General features: G+C 71.1%; 12 protein-coding genes and 2 pseudogenes. 8 read left to right on the top strand and 6 right to left on the bottom strand.

Features of this window, described 5'->3' with window-relative positions; genetic code table 11:
• Positions 1-28: 28 nt before the first annotated feature.
• Positions 29-1,444 carry a class I adenylate-forming enzyme family protein gene (locus ACIGXO_RS24855; protein WP_399790845.1) on the bottom strand — a complete coding sequence of 472 codons (1,416 nt, stop codon included), beginning with the start codon at positions 1,442-1,444 and terminating at the stop codon, positions 29-31.
• Positions 1,445-2,000: 556 nt separating this feature from the next.
• Here ACIGXO_RS24855 and ACIGXO_RS24850 point away from each other — a divergent pair.
• The gene (locus ACIGXO_RS24850) at positions 2,001-2,360 is read left to right on the top strand and encodes a thioesterase family protein (protein WP_399791559.1); all 360 of its coding nucleotides are present in this window, start codon (positions 2,001-2,003) and stop codon (positions 2,358-2,360) included.
• Between the two features lie 86 nt (positions 2,361-2,446).
• Entirely contained in the window at positions 2,447-3,382 is a 936-nt protein-coding gene (locus ACIGXO_RS24845) for a LysR family transcriptional regulator (protein ID WP_399790842.1), read from the top strand.
• A gap of 77 nt (positions 3,383-3,459) precedes the next feature.
• On the opposite strand, the gene ACIGXO_RS24840 is transcribed toward ACIGXO_RS24845, so the two are convergent.
• Positions 3,460-5,058: an FUSC family protein gene (locus tag ACIGXO_RS24840; protein WP_399791557.1), complete on the bottom strand. Its 1,599-nt coding sequence runs from the start codon at positions 5,056-5,058 to the stop codon at positions 3,460-3,462.
• A 352-nt stretch (positions 5,059-5,410) separates the two neighbouring features.
• On the opposite strand from ACIGXO_RS24840, the gene ACIGXO_RS24835 reads away from it, so the two are divergent.
• Positions 5,411-7,723: an FdhF/YdeP family oxidoreductase gene (locus tag ACIGXO_RS24835; RefSeq protein WP_399790838.1), complete on the top strand. Its 2,313-nt coding sequence runs from the start codon at positions 5,411-5,413 to the stop codon at positions 7,721-7,723.
• On the top strand, positions 7,711-8,547 hold the full coding sequence (gene fdhD, locus ACIGXO_RS24830) for a formate dehydrogenase accessory sulfurtransferase FdhD (protein ID WP_399790835.1): 837 nt from the start codon (positions 7,711-7,713) through the stop codon (positions 8,545-8,547). Before ACIGXO_RS24835 ends, fdhD begins: the two co-directional genes overlap by 13 nt.
• Positions 8,548-8,591: 44 nt before the next feature.
• Here the strand turns inward: fdhD and ACIGXO_RS24825 are convergent, their stop codons facing one another.
• Both ACIGXO_RS24825 and ACIGXO_RS24820 read right to left on the bottom strand, forming a co-directional pair.
• Complete coding sequence (locus ACIGXO_RS24825; RefSeq protein WP_399790832.1) at positions 8,592-9,395, bottom strand: NAD(P)-binding domain-containing protein; 804 nt, start codon at positions 9,393-9,395, stop codon at positions 8,592-8,594.
• A 34-nt stretch (positions 9,396-9,429) separates the two neighbouring features.
• Positions 9,430-9,696 (bottom strand): annotated as a pseudogene (locus ACIGXO_RS24820) (LysR family transcriptional regulator); the annotation flags it as partial.
• Between ACIGXO_RS24820 and ACIGXO_RS24815 the strand changes: the two are divergent.
• Positions 9,695-9,943: pseudogene (locus ACIGXO_RS24815) on the top strand (fumarylacetoacetate hydrolase family protein); the annotation flags it as partial. The pseudogenes ACIGXO_RS24820 and ACIGXO_RS24815 overlap by 2 nt on opposite strands.
• A 21-nt stretch (positions 9,944-9,964) precedes the next feature.
• Here the strand turns inward: ACIGXO_RS24815 and ACIGXO_RS24810 are convergent.
• Entirely contained in the window at positions 9,965-10,915 is a 951-nt protein-coding gene (locus ACIGXO_RS24810; protein ID WP_399790829.1) for a DMT family transporter, read from the bottom strand.
• On the opposite strand from ACIGXO_RS24810, the gene ACIGXO_RS24805 reads away from it, so the two are divergent.
• Positions 10,914-12,362 carry a PLP-dependent aminotransferase family protein gene (locus tag ACIGXO_RS24805; RefSeq protein WP_399790826.1) on the top strand — a complete coding sequence of 483 codons (1,449 nt, stop codon included), beginning with the start codon at positions 10,914-10,916 and terminating at the stop codon, positions 12,360-12,362. The two genes, ACIGXO_RS24810 and ACIGXO_RS24805, sit on opposite strands and share 2 nt — an antisense overlap.
• A gap of 332 nt (positions 12,363-12,694) precedes the next feature.
• On the top strand, positions 12,695-13,351 hold the full coding sequence (locus ACIGXO_RS24800; RefSeq protein WP_399790823.1) for a DUF4328 domain-containing protein: 657 nt from the start codon (positions 12,695-12,697) through the stop codon (positions 13,349-13,351).
• On the opposite strand, the gene ACIGXO_RS24795 is transcribed toward ACIGXO_RS24800, so the two are convergent.
• Positions 13,311-13,766: a MarR family winged helix-turn-helix transcriptional regulator gene (locus ACIGXO_RS24795; protein WP_399790820.1), complete on the bottom strand. Its 456-nt coding sequence runs from the start codon at positions 13,764-13,766 to the stop codon at positions 13,311-13,313. The genes ACIGXO_RS24800 and ACIGXO_RS24795 overlap by 41 nt on opposite strands.
• A gap of 133 nt (positions 13,767-13,899) precedes the next feature.
• Between ACIGXO_RS24795 and ACIGXO_RS24790 the strand changes: the two genes are divergently transcribed.
• A complete protein-coding gene (locus tag ACIGXO_RS24790) occupies positions 13,900-15,387 on the top strand; it encodes a UbiD family decarboxylase (protein WP_399790817.1) in 1,488 nt (495 codons plus the stop codon).
• The last annotated feature ends 9 nt before the right edge of the window (positions 15,388-15,396 follow it).

Raw genomic sequence — 15,396 nt, 5'->3', positions numbered from 1 at the left:
TCTCGATTCGGTGCGGTAACGGTCTGGGTTATCGGGGTTGCAGGGCCCTGCGCAGGGCCGGCTTGTCGATCTTGCCGACGGGGTTCTTCGGCAGCGCGTCAAGCAGGTGGATCTCGACCGGCAGCTTGACCTTGGTGAGGTTCTGCCGGCAGTGGTCGAGCAGTTCGCCGGCGGTGACGGACACGTCGGAGTAGGCGACGACGTAGGCGATGGGGGTCTCGCCGTAGACCGGGTCGGGGGCGCCGACCACGGCGGCCTCGAGGACAGCCGGGTGGCCGTACAGCACGGACTCGATCTCCTTGGGGTACAGGTTCTCTCCCCCGCGGATGATCATGTCCTTCACCCGGTCGACGAGCACGAGGTAGCCGTCCTCGTCGACCCGGCCGACGTCGCCGGTGCGCAGCCACCCGTCGACGAGCGTCGCAGCGGTCTCCTCCGGGCGGTTGAGGTAGCCGCGCATCACGTTCGGGCCCCGCACGACGACCTCGCCCACCTCGTCGGGCGGGAGGATGCTGCCGTCCGGCGCGATGGTGGCGATCTGCTGCCCGGGCAGTGCGGGTCCGACCGTGCCGAGCTTGCGCACGCCCTCGACGGGATTACATGTCGAGGCGCAGGTGCCCTCCGTGAGCCCGTACCCCTCGACCATCACGAAGCCGAACCGTTCCTCGCACCGCTCGAGGAGTTCCCTCGACACCGGTGCCGCCCCGCAGATGGCGAACCGCAGCGACGAGGTGTCGGGCACGGCATCCGCCGGAAGCTCAGCCAGCCGCGCGTAGATGGTCGGTACGCCCGCGAAGTAGGTGGGCCGGTGCCGTTCGACCGCCTCCAGGAACGGCACCGGCGCGAATCGCTCCAACACGGTGAGCTGTCCACCGGCCAGCATCGACGAAAGGAAGCTCACGCAGATGGCGTTGACGTGGAACAGCGGGAGGACCAGCAGGCAGTGGTCGGCATCGGTCAGTCGGAGGTGCCCGGACAGCATCGACGTCATCGCCAGCAGCTGCGAGTGCTCGAGCATGACACCCTTGGGGCGTCCGGTCGAGCCGCTCGTGTAGATCAGCAGGGCCAGCTCTTCGGGACGCGCCTCGCGGCCGGGCAACGCGTCGGCGGGCTCTGCTCGCAATGCCTCGACGGCGATCGACGGCAGGCCGGCGGTCGGCGCCCCGGGGCCGCTGTTGACCACGAGCGCGGCACCTGAGTCACGCAGCTGATATTCCGCCTCGTTGGCCGTGAAGACCGGATTGATCGGTGTGGCGGTCGCGCCCAGTCGCCACGCCGCGAGCATCACCAGCAGCAGCTCGACCCGATTGGGCAACATGATGGCGACGACGTCGCCCTCGCCGATTCCGTGCTCGGACAGCTGGGTCGCGACGGCATCAGCCCGGCGGGCCACTTCGGCGTACGTCAGTTCGTGGCGGGGATCGCGCAGACAAGGGCGGGACATGACCCGCTCCGGTCGGCCCCAGGGCAAATATCCGATGGTCACCGAGTTCACCTCTACGTCGCGGCGATGTTTCGTGACCGGAACAGTAGGGAGACTCAAGGCTCGGGCCCATGTCAAACGTCGACAAATCGCGGCGGCCGTTTGTGCCCCATCGACAACGGAACCCGCGGAGGCTCCTTGAACCTGACGGTGCAGGGGACGTCACCAGGCACGTTTCAGGGCCGCCGCAGGCAGACCTGCGAACACGCATCTCTTCTTGTCCAGGGTCCGCCACGAACCCTTTGTGCAAGATGCACAGGAAAGGAGGCCACCGGCGGCACCGTTTTTCGAAGTGCCGCACGATCGTGCTGCCCGCCCAGGCACTCCACGTTCGCACCGCACGCCGCTTCACCGAGGACGTGCTGATCCGGTGGGGCGTCACGGAAGGTTCATGCTCGGGCACAAGATCTTCGCCGGGGGGCGGCAGCGGCCCCGACACGGCAAACGGAGGGCAGCGGCGTACTGCCCCCTCCATCCGTACGGCCGGCCGGGTTCGGGCGGGTAACGTGGCGGTGTGATGCGCCATGAGGTGACCGAGGTCGATACCGCGGAGACGGTGGGCAGCGGCGACGTGCCCGTGCTCGCTTCGCCACGGTTGATCGCGTGGATGGAGGCGGCGACCGTACGGGCCGCCACACCATTCACCGGGCCGGGTCAGACGACGGTGGGTACGGCGATCCGTATCGAGCACCTCCGTCCTACGCGGGTGGGCGGCCGGGTGGAGGTCATCGCCGAGCCTCCGGCGTCCGCGGCGGGCCGGCGGCTGACGTTCCTCGTACGGGCCGTCGACGCCTCGGGAGAGCTTGTCGCGACAGGCGAGATCGACCGCGCGATCGTCGACCGCCGGCGTTTCCTCACCACGACGCCCGAGCCGTAGCTGTCCGGTCCGACGCGGGCGTCGCACCCGGATGCCGCAGCCGGCCCCGACTGGCGTTCCGGCGGGCCGTCGGGTAGACCCTTGACGTGCTCTTTCGCCAACTCGAATATCTCGTGGCGCTCTCCCGGGAGCGCCATTTCGCGCGTGCTGCCCAGGCGTGCTACGTCTCCCAGCCCGCCCTCTCGGAGGCGATCCGGAAGCTGGAGGAGGAGCTGGACGTGCCGCTGGTCCGGCGCGGCCGTACCTATGAGGGACTCACGCCCGAGGGCGAGCGCATCGTGGTGTGGGCGCAGCGGATCCTCGCCGACCGGGACGCCCTCAAGGACGAGGTCGGCGCGCTGCGCACCGGGCTGAGCGGGCGCATACGGATCGGTGCCGTGCCGACCGCGACCGGCGCGGTCTCCCTGCTCATCGACCCGTTCTGCGCGGCGCATCCGCTGGTCACCGTGGACGTCCAGGCGGACCTCCGGTCGGAGGACATTCTCCGGCGGCTGCAGAACTTCGAGATCGACGCCGCCATCAGCTATCTGCGCGAGGGCATTTCGGAGAATTTCCGTACGGTTCCGCTGTACCAGGAGCGGTATGTGCTGCTGACCTCGGCGGCCGACAATCTGGGCCGGCGGACGACGGCGACCTGGGCGGAGGCGTCGCGGCTGCCGCTGTGCCTGCTGACGGGGACCATGCAGGGGCGCAGGGTGCTGGACGAGGTGTTCGCCGAGGCCGGGGTGCGGCCCACGCCCCGGGTGGAGACCGACTCGGTGGCCGCGCTCTTCGCGCACGTCAGGACGGGCCGGTGGGCCAGTATCGTGCCGCACGCCTGGCTGCATGTCTTCGGCATTCCGCCCGGCATGCGCGCCGTACCGCTGGTCGAACCCGCCCGGACGGTCACCATCGGGCTGGTGATGACCGCACGGGAGCCGGGCTCCGTCATGGCGCGCGCCCTGACGGAGATCGCCCGGCGCACCGACCTCGCCACCGCTCTGGAGCGGCTTCCCGATGGGTGGACCGAGCAGCAGACATAACGTGTCCGGGATGAACGACCTGTACTCGCTCTGCGACTACTCCCGGAGCGACCAGCCGCTCGCGAAACACCTCGAGGTCACCATCGGGCCCGCGGCCTGAGCAGTAGCTCCAGGAGCAGATAGGCGCGCTGTTCCGCGGCGGCGAGCTCGGCGGGATCGATCCCCGCCGGCCACAGCTCCCCCGCCGCGGCGTCGTCGGCCTCGCGCAACTCCACCACCGCAGCGGCCAGTTGGGCCTGTACCACCGGGGACGCGGGCGCCGGGCGGCCGGCGAGCGCCCGCTCCGCACGTGCGGCGGCCTCCCCGCACGCGGCCAGCGCACGCTCCACCCGCAGCGCGGCACGGTCATGGACCACCAGCAAGGCGCAGGTCAGCCCCACGACGATCCCCAGTACGCTGCCCAGCGCCCGGTCCAAGACGAGCGCCCCGGCAGGTTCAGGAGCGGCCAGGTCGGTCAGCAGCAGCGCCAGCGGGGTGAGGAAGACGACGCCCAGGCCGTAATTGCGCGTGACGACGTACTCCAGCAGAAACTCCAGGAGCACGATCACGAGGACGAGCGCCGCGGGCTCCGGGCGCGCGGCCAGTACACCGAAGGCGAGCAGCAGCCCGGCGACCGTGCCCAGGGTGCGCTGCACCGCACGCTGTGCCGCCGTGCGGACGTTGACCGAGTGCAGCACCGCGGCGGCCGAGATCGCGGCCCAGTAGCCGTGCCCGAGGCCAAGAGCGATGGCCAGGGCGCCCGCGAGCCCGGTGCCGAGGGCGATCCGCAGTGCGGGGACGATCAGGAAGTGCCGGTGGGCGGGGGTACCCGGCTGCTTCCCCCGCACCAGTTCCGCGGCGCGCCGCGTGGTGCGATCGGCCGGAGCGGGCTCGGGGAGGGACAGCTCGGGCAGGAGAGTGGGTACCCTCCGGCGCCGGTCCGCGAGCAGTCGGCCCTGCCGGCGCAGGTGGAGTGCCGTACCTGCGGGATCGTCCGGCGGCCGACGCGCGGAGTCGATCAGCAGCGACCAGGAGAAGTCGGTGAGCCGCACGCACACGCCGCCCCGGTCGCCCCGGTCGGCCTGGTCGCCCCGGTCGGCCGCCGTCGGAGGCATCCGGCCGAGGGACCGGTACGCCTGCAGCACGGCGGCCGTCGCACGGTGCCGGAAACGTACGCACCGCTCCCCCGCACCGGCTGCTTCCAGCAGGTCCGCGAGCGCGCGCAGCGCCGCGGCCACGGCCAGGCGCTGCGGACGGTCCGGGTGCACCAGCCGCCCCAGTACCGCCAGTACCCAGGCCACGGCCGCCCCCAGCGCGGCCAGCCCGGTCCGCGGGAGGACATCGGCGAAGGCGGGTGAGCCGTTGGCCGCCACGGCGAACGAGAAGAGGAGCAGTACCGCGCCGAGCCCGCCCAGCCGCGCCGCGTCACAGGCGAACTTCGCCGGCCCGGCCACCGCGGCCATCGCCACGACCACCACAACGGCGCCGGTTCCGCCCGCCCGTGGCTGGGCCCACGCGGCAAGCGCCGTACCGGAGCCCACGCAGACGGTCATGGCCACCGCGATCAGCGCGAGGACCCGGGCGCGCCGCGGGTAGGGCAGATCGGGCCCGAAGGTGGTGGTGAAGGAGCCCAGCATGGCGTAGACGGCGAGCTCGGGCCGCCCGACGAGCACCATCGGCAGCGCCGGCAGCGCCATGGCGAGCGCGGCGCGCAGGGCGAAGGCGAACGCCCCGTCCACCGGGCGCAGGGCCAGCGCACCGCGCGGCGAGAGCACGCCCGCCACACCGGCCGCGGAACGCCGCCAACCGCTCCCGGTCACGACAGGTTTCTCCTCACGGCTGTGCGATTCCCCCGCGGCGATCACCTTCGGTCGCTTTCCGGGGGAAGTCAAAGAGGGTTTCTCGATGGCGCGATAGGCGGCGGTTATCCGGCCGGCCGCCGGACGGACGGTGTCGGAAGGCGCAGGGCACGACGAGATAAGCGGCGCCTATCAAGCGATCGGAAATCCCTCTTTGACTTGTCTCCGTGCGTTACCGGAAGGTCAGAGCATGAGCAGCAGCGCAGAGATCGAGGATCCCGCCGACGACCTGTCGGTCACCCCGCCCAAGACCTGGGCGACCGGTCTGCCCGCCGTGACGCACGCGCTGGAGTACTCGCTGGGCCAGACGTCCGTGCGGCGCACCGCGCTGACCCTGCTGAACATCAATCAGCCCAAGGGCATCGACTGCCCGGGCTGTGCCTGGCCCGAGCCCGCGCCGGGCAAGCGGCACATGAACGAGTACTGCGAGAACGGCGCCAAGCACATCAACGACGAGGCCACTTCGCGCCGCGTCACCCGGGATTTCTTCCGCGCGCACTCGATCGCCGAGCTGGACACCAAGTCCGACTACTGGCTCAACCAGCAGGGCCGGCTCACCGAGCCGATGGTCAAGCGGCCCGGCGCGACCCACTACGAGCCGATCGACTGGGACGAGGCGTTCGACCTGCTCGCCCAGGAGCTCAAGGCGCTGGCCTCCCCCGACGAGGCGCTCTTCTACGTGTCGGGCCGGCTGAACAACGAGGCGGCCTTCCTCCTGCAGCTCTTCGCCCGCGCGTACGGCACCAACAACCTGCCGGACTGCTCCAACATGTGCCACGAGTCCAGCGGTTACGCGATGACGGAGACGCTGGGCATCGGCAAGGGCAGCGTCTCGCTGGACGACATCCACGAGTCCGACCTGATCTTCGTGGTGGGGCAGAACCCGGGCACCAACCACCCGCGGATGCTCTCCGCGCTGGAAGAGACCAAGCGCAACGGTGGCAAGGTCATCGCGGTCAACACCCTGCCCGAGGCCGGGCTGATGCGCTTCAAGCACCCGCAGCGGCCGCGCGGTGTGGTCGGCCGCGGCACGCAGATCGCCGACCAGTTCCTGCACATCCGCGCCGGTGGCGACCTCGCCCTCTTCCAGGCCCTGAACCGGCTGTTGCTGGAGGCCGAGGACGCGGCGCCGGGCACCGTGCTCGACCACGACTTCATCCGGGAACACACCGTCGGCAGCGCCGAGTTCGCCGAGCACGTGCGGCAGGTCTCCTGGGAGCACGTCCTCGAAGCGACCGGGCTCACCCGCGAAGAGATCGAGCGCGTACACGCCCAGGTACTGAAGAGCAAGAAGATCATCGTGTGCTGGGCGATGGGGCTGACCCAGCACAAGCACGGCGTGCCCACCATCCGCGAGGTCATCAACTTCCTGCTGCTGCGCGGCAATATCGGCAGGCCCGGCGCGGGCGTGTGCCCGGTGCGCGGCCACAGCAACGTCCAGGGCGACCGCACCATGGGCGTATGGGAGAAGATGCCGCAGAAGTTCCTGGACGCGCTGGAGAAGGAGTTCGGCTTCACGCCGCCCGCCCGGCACGGCCTGGACGCGGTGAACGGTATCCACGCGATGTACGAAGGCCGCGCCAAGTTCTTCCTCGGCGTCGCGGGCAACTTCGTACGGGCCACCCCCGACAGTGCGGTCACCGAGGAGGCGATGCGCAAGTGCCGGCTCACCGCGCACATCTCCACCAAGCTCAACCGCTCGCACACCGTCTGCGGTGACACCGCCCTGATCCTGCCCACGCTGGGCCGCAGCGACAAGGACTTCCAGAACGGCGTCGAGCAGTTCATCACCGTCGAGGACTCGATGAGCGACGTCCACGCCTCGCGCGGGAAGCTGCCGCCGGCCTCGCCTCATCTGCTGAGCGAGGTGGCGATCATCAGCCGGCTGGCGCACCGGACCCTGGGCGACGATCCGTTCATCCCCTGGGAGCAGTTCGAGAGCGACTACGGCGCCATCCGCGACCGCATCTCCCGTGTCGTACCGGGCTTCGAGGACTTCAACGCCCGGGTGGCGCAGCCCGGCGGCTTCCATCTGCCCAACCCGGTCAACGAGCGGGTCTTCCGCACTCCGAGCGGCAAGGCCGTGTTCACCTCCAACGAGTTCACGATGCCGCAGGTCCCCGAGGGACATCTGCTGCTGCAGACGCTGCGCTCGCACGACCAGTGGAACACCGTCTGGTACGCCCCGAACGACCGCTACCGCGGCATTCACCACGCCCGCCGGATCGTCATGGTCAACCCCGCCGACCTGGCCGAGCTCGGCATCGCCGACCGCTCCGTGGTGGACCTGGTGAGCGTCTGGCACGACGGGACGGAACGCCGCGCGGAGCACTTCGAGGTCGTCGGCTACCCCGCCAGCCGCGGTTCCGCCGCGGCCTACTACCCCGAGACCAACGTCCTGGTCCCGCTGGACAGCGTCGCCGACTTCAGCAACTGCCCGACCTCCAAGGGCGTTGTGGTCCGCCTGGAGCCCAGGGAGCGGAGCGCGGCGTGGGACGCGTGACCGTACGGCGGCGGGTACTGCGCATCCGGGACGGGGTGCCCGCGCACCGCCCGGACACCCTGGCCGCCGAGGAGCCGATGGAGATCCGGGTCGGCGGGCGGCCGCTCACCGTGACCATGCGCACCCCCGGCGACGACTTCGACCTCGCGGCCGGCTTCCTGGTGAGCGAGGGCGTGGTGCACGCCGCCGATGACGTGGCGGGGATCCGCTACTGCGCGGGCGCGACTGCCGACAACGGCAACACGTACAACGTGGTCGATGTCGTCCTGGGCCAGGGGGTGGCGGCCCCGGACGCCTCGCTGGAGCGCAATTTCTACACCACGTCCTCGTGCGGGCTGTGCGGCAAGGCCAGCCTGGACGCCGTACGCACCTCGGCGGCGTGGTCCGTCGCCGAGGACCCGCTGTGCGTCGGACCGGAGCTGCTGACCACCCTCCCCGGCCAACTGCGCGCCGCCCAGCGGGTGTTCGACAGCACCGGCGGCCTGCACGCCGCCGGGCTCTTCACCGCAGACGGCGAACTGCTGTGCCTGCGCGAAGACGTCGGCCGGCACAACGCGGTGGACAAGGTCGTCGGACACGCCCTGCGGTCGGGCCTGCTGCCGCTGCGCGAGACGGTACTGATGGTCAGCGGCCGGGCCTCCTTCGAACTCGTACAGAAAGCCGTGATGGCCGGCATCCCCATGCTGGCGGCCGTCTCCGCACCGTCCTCGCTCGCCGTGGACCTGGCAGCGGAAAGCGGGCTGACACTCATCGGCTTCCTGCGCGGCACCTCGATGAACGTCTACACCGGATCCGAGCGCCTGCAACCGCAGCCGGTGGGCTGACCAACAGCCTGCTGCTCCAGGAGACCGCCCACGGCATCGAGGTCCTACCTGAGGTCCGCGAGCAGCTCGTCGAGCGCCGCATTGAGTGCGCGCGCGTTCGCCGCGTCGAACCAGGTGCTGCGGATCCGCTCGTTGATCCCGTTCGGCGTCTCGTGATCGGCCGCGAGCCGCGGCAGCGACCGGGACTCGTCGCTCAGCGCACGCCCGACGTCCTGGAAGAGGCTGCGCACGTAGCGTTCCGCGGCATCGGAGGGAATGCCCTGCCGCACGGCCCAGTCCGTGAGCGTGGCCAGGTACCAGTAGTGGCTGGTGATCGTCGCCGTCAGCGCGGAGAAGACATTGAGCGCGGCTTCGTCCGCCACGGCGAGGGACCCGCCGAGTCGCTCGAACAGTGCGGTCACCACCGGATGGGACGGGCAGGTGACGGTGACGGAAGTGCGCTGACGCACGGCAGGGAGGGGGATCGCCCGGACGATCGGTGCGCCGGTGTCCCCGAGCGTGCGGCGCAGTTCCTCGCTCCCCACTCCGGCCAGGACGCTGACCACGACCCGGTCTCCGTCGACCGCGAGTCCGGTGAGTGCCTCGTCCCGGTCGTCGGGGCGGACCGCGAGGATGACCACCGCGGCGCGGTCGATCACGTCCTGGTTGTCGGCACACACGTGCACCCCCGCATAGCGCCGGGACAGCTCAGCGGCCGCACTCGCTCCCCTGGGCGAGAGGAAGATCTCCGGCGGGTCGTCCACCCCCTCGCACAGGCCCTCCACAAGGGCGCGGGCGATCTCCCCCACGCCAATGATCCCGATCCGGCCCACCGCGGCTGTATCCGTATCCAGAGAATCCATCGTCATCCGCACATCCTCACAGACCGGCACACCCCTGGCGTTACATGGGGGTTGGGAGTCGCGAAGCGACCTCCTGGGCCGTTTCGCGGAGCCAGAGATGGGCGGCGCCGTGTGTGTGGACGGGGTGCCACCACAGTGCTTCCTGGAGTGGGACGGCCTCGTAGGGGCACTCCAGGATCCGGACGGGGGCGATGCCGCGGAGGAGTTGCGCAAGGCGTTCCTGGACCAGGGCGATGCGGCGGGTGCCGGCCACCAGGTGCGGGCTCGCCTGGAAGCCGTCGACGGAGACTTCCGCCTTGGGCTCGATGGCGGCCTGCGCCTCGCGCGGCACGTACGTCCGGCCCGGCGACGTCCTCGCCTCCGGCACCTGCGGCAACGGCGGCTGCCTCGCCGAACTCTGGGGCCGGCGAGGCAGCCGTACGCCCCCGCCGCTGCGGCCCGGCGACACCGTCACCCTCACCGTCGAAGGTCTCGGCAGTGTGTCCAACACGGTGGTGGCCGGGGCCGCCCCTGTACCGCTGCCCACCGCGCGCAAGCGCACCGGGCCCCGGCCGCGACCGGCTCCCGACAGTGCGTCAGCTCCGGGCGCGCTGGGTGGCCACGATGCAGCCGAGCACGATCAGGGCGGTGACGGCGGCGAGGGGAGCGAACCGCTCCCCCATGAGCAGGACCGACCAGACCAGGGTGAGCAGGGGCTGGGCCAGCTGGATCTGGCTCGCCCTGGGCACCCCGATGACGGCCATCCCGCGGTACCACGCGACGAACCCGCCGAACTGGGAAATGGCGGCGATGTAAGCCATGCCGATGACCGCCTTGCCGGTCAGCTGCACCGGCTCGACGGGCAGGGCGAAGGCGGTGACCAGCGCCGATACGGGAAGAGCGGCGACGACGCCCCAGGCGATGACCTGCCAGCCGGGCATGTGGGAGGCGAGCCGGCCGCCCTGCGCGTACCCGGCCGCGCACACCAGCAGGGCGCCGAAGAGGTACAGGTCGCCGACGGTCGGCAGGCCGTGGTTCTGCGTGAGGGTGAAGGCGGCCACGGTGGCGGCGCCGAGGACGGCGGCCGCCCAGAACACGCGCGACGGGCGCCGGCCGGTCAGGGCGGCGGAGACCGCGGCGGTGGCCAGCGGCAGCATGCCGATCACCACGGCCGAGTGCGCGGTGGTGGAGGTCTGCAGGGCCAGCGTGGACAGCAACGGGAAGCCGATGGCACAGCCGCCGGCCACCGTGAGCAGGGCCGGCCAGTGCTGCCGCGCGGGCACCGGCACCTTGGCCGCGTACAGGCAGGCCGCGGCGAGCAGCCCCGCCAGCAGCCCCCGTACGCCGGTCGCCGTCCACGGGCCGAAGCCGTCCAGGGCCCACACGGTGGCCGGAAGACTGAAGGAGAAGGACACGACGCCGAGGGCGGCCAGGCGCGTGCCACTGCGGGGAGTACCACCGCTGGGAGTACCACCGCTGGGATCGCGGGGAGTAGCACTGTTGACCGCTATCGCCGAAGAATGAGTAGCGCTATCTTGTACTGTCATGAACGAGAGTAGCAGTGTCGCTCAATTGGCCGCCATCTTGCGGAATGAGCTGAACCGCTATCCGGAAGGGGAGAAGCTGCCGTCGAGCAGGGCGCTGGTGACGCAGTATCAGGTCAGTCCGGTGACCGTCTCCCGGGCGATCGCGACCCTCGCCGCCGAAGGGCTCGTCACCTCCCGGCCCGGCGCCGGCGTCTTCAAGGCCACCGCGCGCCGCGTCACGGGCGCGCTCGGCGACGTCTCCTGGCAGGAGGTGGCGCTGAGCGCGGATCCCCCGCACTCCGCCGTCGACGCGGGCCCCCGCCGCATGGACGCCACCGGCGTCCTGGCCACCCTCACCACCCCGCCGCCCGAGGTCATCGACCTCAACGGCGGCTACCTGCACGCCACGCTCCAGCCGGAACGGGCGCTGGCCGCCGCGCTGGCCCGGGCCGGCCGCAGGCCCGGCACCTGGTCGCGTCCCCCGGTGGAGGGCCTGACCGAGCTGCGGGAGTGGTTCGCGCGCGACATCAGCGGACCGGGCGGCTCGCTCAACGCCTCGGACGTCCTGATCACCGCCGGCGGCCAGAGCGCCCTGACCACTGCCCTGCGGGCCCTGGCCGCACCCGGCTCCCCCGTCCTGGTCGAGTCCCCCACCTATCCCGGCATGCTCGCCGTCGCCCGCGCCGCCGGGCTGCGCCCCGTACCGGTACCGGTCGACGCCGACGGTGTACGCACCGACCTGCTCGCCGAGGCGTTCGAGGCCACCCGGGCCCGCGCGTTCGTCTGCCAGCCCCTCTTCCACAACCCCACCGGCACCGTCCTCTCCCCCCAACGGCGCGCCGAGGTACTGGGCATCGCCCGGGCAGCCGGCGCCTTCCTCATCGAGGACGACTTCGCCCGCCGCCTGGTGCACGCCGACTCCCCGCCGCTGCCGCTGCCACTGGCCGCCGACGACCCGGACGGCGTCGTCGTCCACGTACGCTCGCTCACCAAGGCGGCCTCCCCCAGCCTCCGCATCGGAGCCCTCTCGGCCCGCGGCCCGGTACTGGAGCGGCTGCGCGCCATCCAGGTCGTCGACAGCTTCTTCGTCCCCCGCCCGCTCCAGGAGACCGCCTTGGAACTGGTCGGCTCCCCCGCCTGGGCCGGCCATCTGCGGGCCCTCGCCGGCGCCCTGCGCGAGCGCCGCACCACCCTGCTCACCGCCCTGAGCAGCGCGCTGCCCAAGCTCGTCCCCCAGCAGACGCCACACGGCGGATACCACCTGTGGCTGCGCCTCCCCGACGGCACCGACGAACACGCCGTCGCCGCGACCGCCCTCCGCCACGGCGTAGCGGTCACCCCCGGCACCCCCTACTTCACCGCCGAACCCCCGGCCCCCCACCTCCGCCTGAGCTACGTCAGCACCCCCGGCCCCGCCCAACTGAAGGAAGGCATCCAACGCCTCAGCGAGTCCCTGCCCGGGGCGTAAGGAAACACCGCGATCTTCCCAGTGGACAGGCCGTCACCGCCTCCCGTATTTTCCGCAAGCGGCGCGCATACGGGCCGCGTTGACGGGGCCCTGGGGGGGGCTCCCTTTCTGAACGGGGGGGGCACGCGATGCTGTGCTCGAACTGCCACATGATGACGGCCGTCACCGCGGACGGCCGTTGCGAGGAGTGCGCGGCGTCGGAACAGCGACCGGACGGCACCAGCGGTCTCGCCGAGCCGCCGAGACCCGCGGCGAACACGACACGCACGTCAGGGAAGCTCGGGGCGCTGGGGAGGCTGACTCCGCCCGTCCGCCCGGCGGCGGTCGTTACCGTGCTCCTGGCACTGTGCCTCGCCGCGGACGTGTTCGCGCTCGTCGCCGGCGTCCGCTACCTGCTCGTACTGGACGACCTGATCTCGCAGGGCTGGGCCGCCCCCGGCCTCTCCGCGGAACTCGTCGCCAGCAATCGCGCGTACACCTTCTCCGGCAGCCTCTACTTCACGCTGCTGCCGTTCATCGCTGTGGCCTTCCTCGTCTGGTTCTTCCGCGCCAGGATCAACGCCGAGGTATTCGCCCCCGACGGTCACCGCAGGGGGCGCCTCTGGACGCTCGGCGCCTGGTTCATCCCTTTCCTCAATTGGTGGTTCCCCTGCCAGATCGCGGCCGACATCTGGAAGGCCAGCAGTCCGCCCGGCCGCCGGTCCCCGCTCACCCTGGTCAACGTCTGGTGGGGCCTGTGGCTCGCCACACACGTCGTCGGCCTGATCGGCAGCTCCCAGATGAAGAAGGCCGAGGAATTCCACGAATTCCGGACCGCGGTCCGCACCCTGCTCGTCTCCGACCTGCTGGACGCCGCCGCGGCCGCCCTCGCGATCGCCTTCGTCCTCCGGCTCACCGCGCTGCAGCGCGCCCGCATGAAGGACGTGGGCCCCGCCTCCGCGCAGGTGGCTAGCGCTCCCGTCCCTGGACCGCTCGGCGCAGGAGGGTGAGGAACTGGTCGCGTTCCTCCGGGGTGAAGGGGGCGAGGAGTTGGTCGCTCACCGAGACGACCGCGGGGGCGAGGCGGGTGGCCAGGTCGCGGCCGGTGTCGGTGATGCGTACCAGCTTGCGGCGGCGGTCGCTGTCGTCCTTGGCTAGGTCCACCAGGCCGCGCTTGCGCAGGCGGTCCAGCAGTGGAGCTGCGGTCGACTTGTCGAGATTGGCCAGGGCGCCGAGGGTGCCCTGGTCCATGGCGCCGCGGGTGTGCAGCAGGCACAGGACCGTGAACTGCGGCCCGGTCAGATCCTGGTGCACCTGCTCGTACCAGAGCCGGTTGTGCGCCTGGCTCAGCTGACGGGCGAGGGGGCCGAGCCCGCCGATCGCGGCGAGCAGCAGCCCGGTGTCGTCCGCGTTCTCCTGTGCCATTGCGTGAGCCGCCGTTCCTTCGACCATTGATTAGGACGTACACGTACTATAGCGTCGGAGGCGATAGGACGTACACGTACTTACTGTGTGTGACGGCGTGTGGCAGGGCGAGGCGAGGAGGGAAAGTCGGGTTATGACGCAACGCGGCAGTGCGCTCAACTTCCGGGATTTTGTGGAGAGTTCGCTGGAGGCCGGTGATGTGGTCGACGTCCGGCGGCCGGTCAGCCCGGTGCTCGAAGTCGGCGCCATTACCCGGCGGGTTTATGAGACGCGGAGTCCGGCGCCGCTGTTCAGCAATCTGACCGGGGCCGAGCCGGGCTTCCGGATTCTTGGTGCGCCCGCCGGTCTGAGCGGCCTCGACGAGGGAGCCTACGGGCGGCTCGCGGCGCACTTCGGGCTGGCACGCGACACGACGCCGCGCGCGCTGCTGGAGAAGCTGATCTCCGCCATGCACGCGGACCCCGTCCCCCCGCGCGTGGTGGAGAGCGGGCCCTGCAAGGAGAACGTGCTGACGGGCGACGACGTCGACCTGGAGCGGTTCCCGGTCCCGCTGCTGCACCAGCAGGACGGCGGACGGTACTTCGGTACGTACGGCTTCCACGTCGTGCGCTCCCCCGACGGGCGGTGGACCAGCTGGTCGGTCAGCCGCACCATGCTGCACGGGCGCACCACCCTGGTCGGCCCCGCCATGCCGCAGCAGCACATCGGCATGATCCACGCGATGTGGCGCGAGAAGGGCCTGCCGACGCCGTGGGCCATGGTGCTCGGCGCCCCGCCGGCAGCGCTGGCCGCGGCGGGCATGCCGCTGCCCGCCGAGGTGAACGAGGACGGCTACGTCGGTGCCCTCGCCGGCAGCCCCGTCGAGGTGGTCCGCACGGAGCTGCACGACCTGTACGTCCCGGCCAACGCCGAGATCGTGCTGGAGGGTTACCTCAGCCCCGACGAGACGGCGCCCGAGGGGCCGATGGGCGAGTACCACGGGTACTCCTTCGCCGAGAGCAAGCAGCAGCCTGTCTTCCACGTCGAGGCGATCACCCACCGCGACGACCCCATCCTGCCGGTCTGCGTGGCGGGCCTGCCCCCGGAGGAGAACCACACCATCTGGGGCACGATGATCTCCGCCGTCAGCCTGGACCTGCTGCGCTCCAGCGGGCTCCCCGTCGACCTGGCCTGGTGCTCGTACGAGGCCGCGACCTGCTGGATCGTCGTGTCCATCGACATCCGGCGGCTGGCGGAGAGCGGGCTGGGCGAGCGGGAGCTGGCCGACGCGGTGGCCGGCGTCCTCTTCACTTCGCACACCGGGTGGCTGGTGCCCAAGGTCCTGCTGGTGGCGAATGACATCGACATCACCGACATCAACCAGGTGGTGTGGGCGATGGCGACCCGCTACCACCCCGGCACGGGCGAGTACGTCTACCCGGAGGCGCCGGGCATCCCGATGGTCCCCTACCTCACTCCGGAAGAGGTGCGCACGGGCCGGGGCGGCAAGTCCGTCATGAGCTGCCTGCTGCCCGAGCACTTCAAGGGTGCCGGGAAGGGCGTCACAGCGTCTTTCAGAGGCTCGTATCCCGAGGAGATGCGGCAGCGGGTCGTCGAGAACTGGGCCGATTACGGGTTCTGAGCGGCACCC

Origin of the sequence: Streptomyces sp. NPDC053542, assembly GCF_044544685.1 — a bacterium.
GTDB lineage: Bacteria > Actinomycetota > Actinomycetes > Streptomycetales > Streptomycetaceae > Streptomyces.
This window is presented reverse-complemented; position numbering and strand designations above follow the sequence as displayed.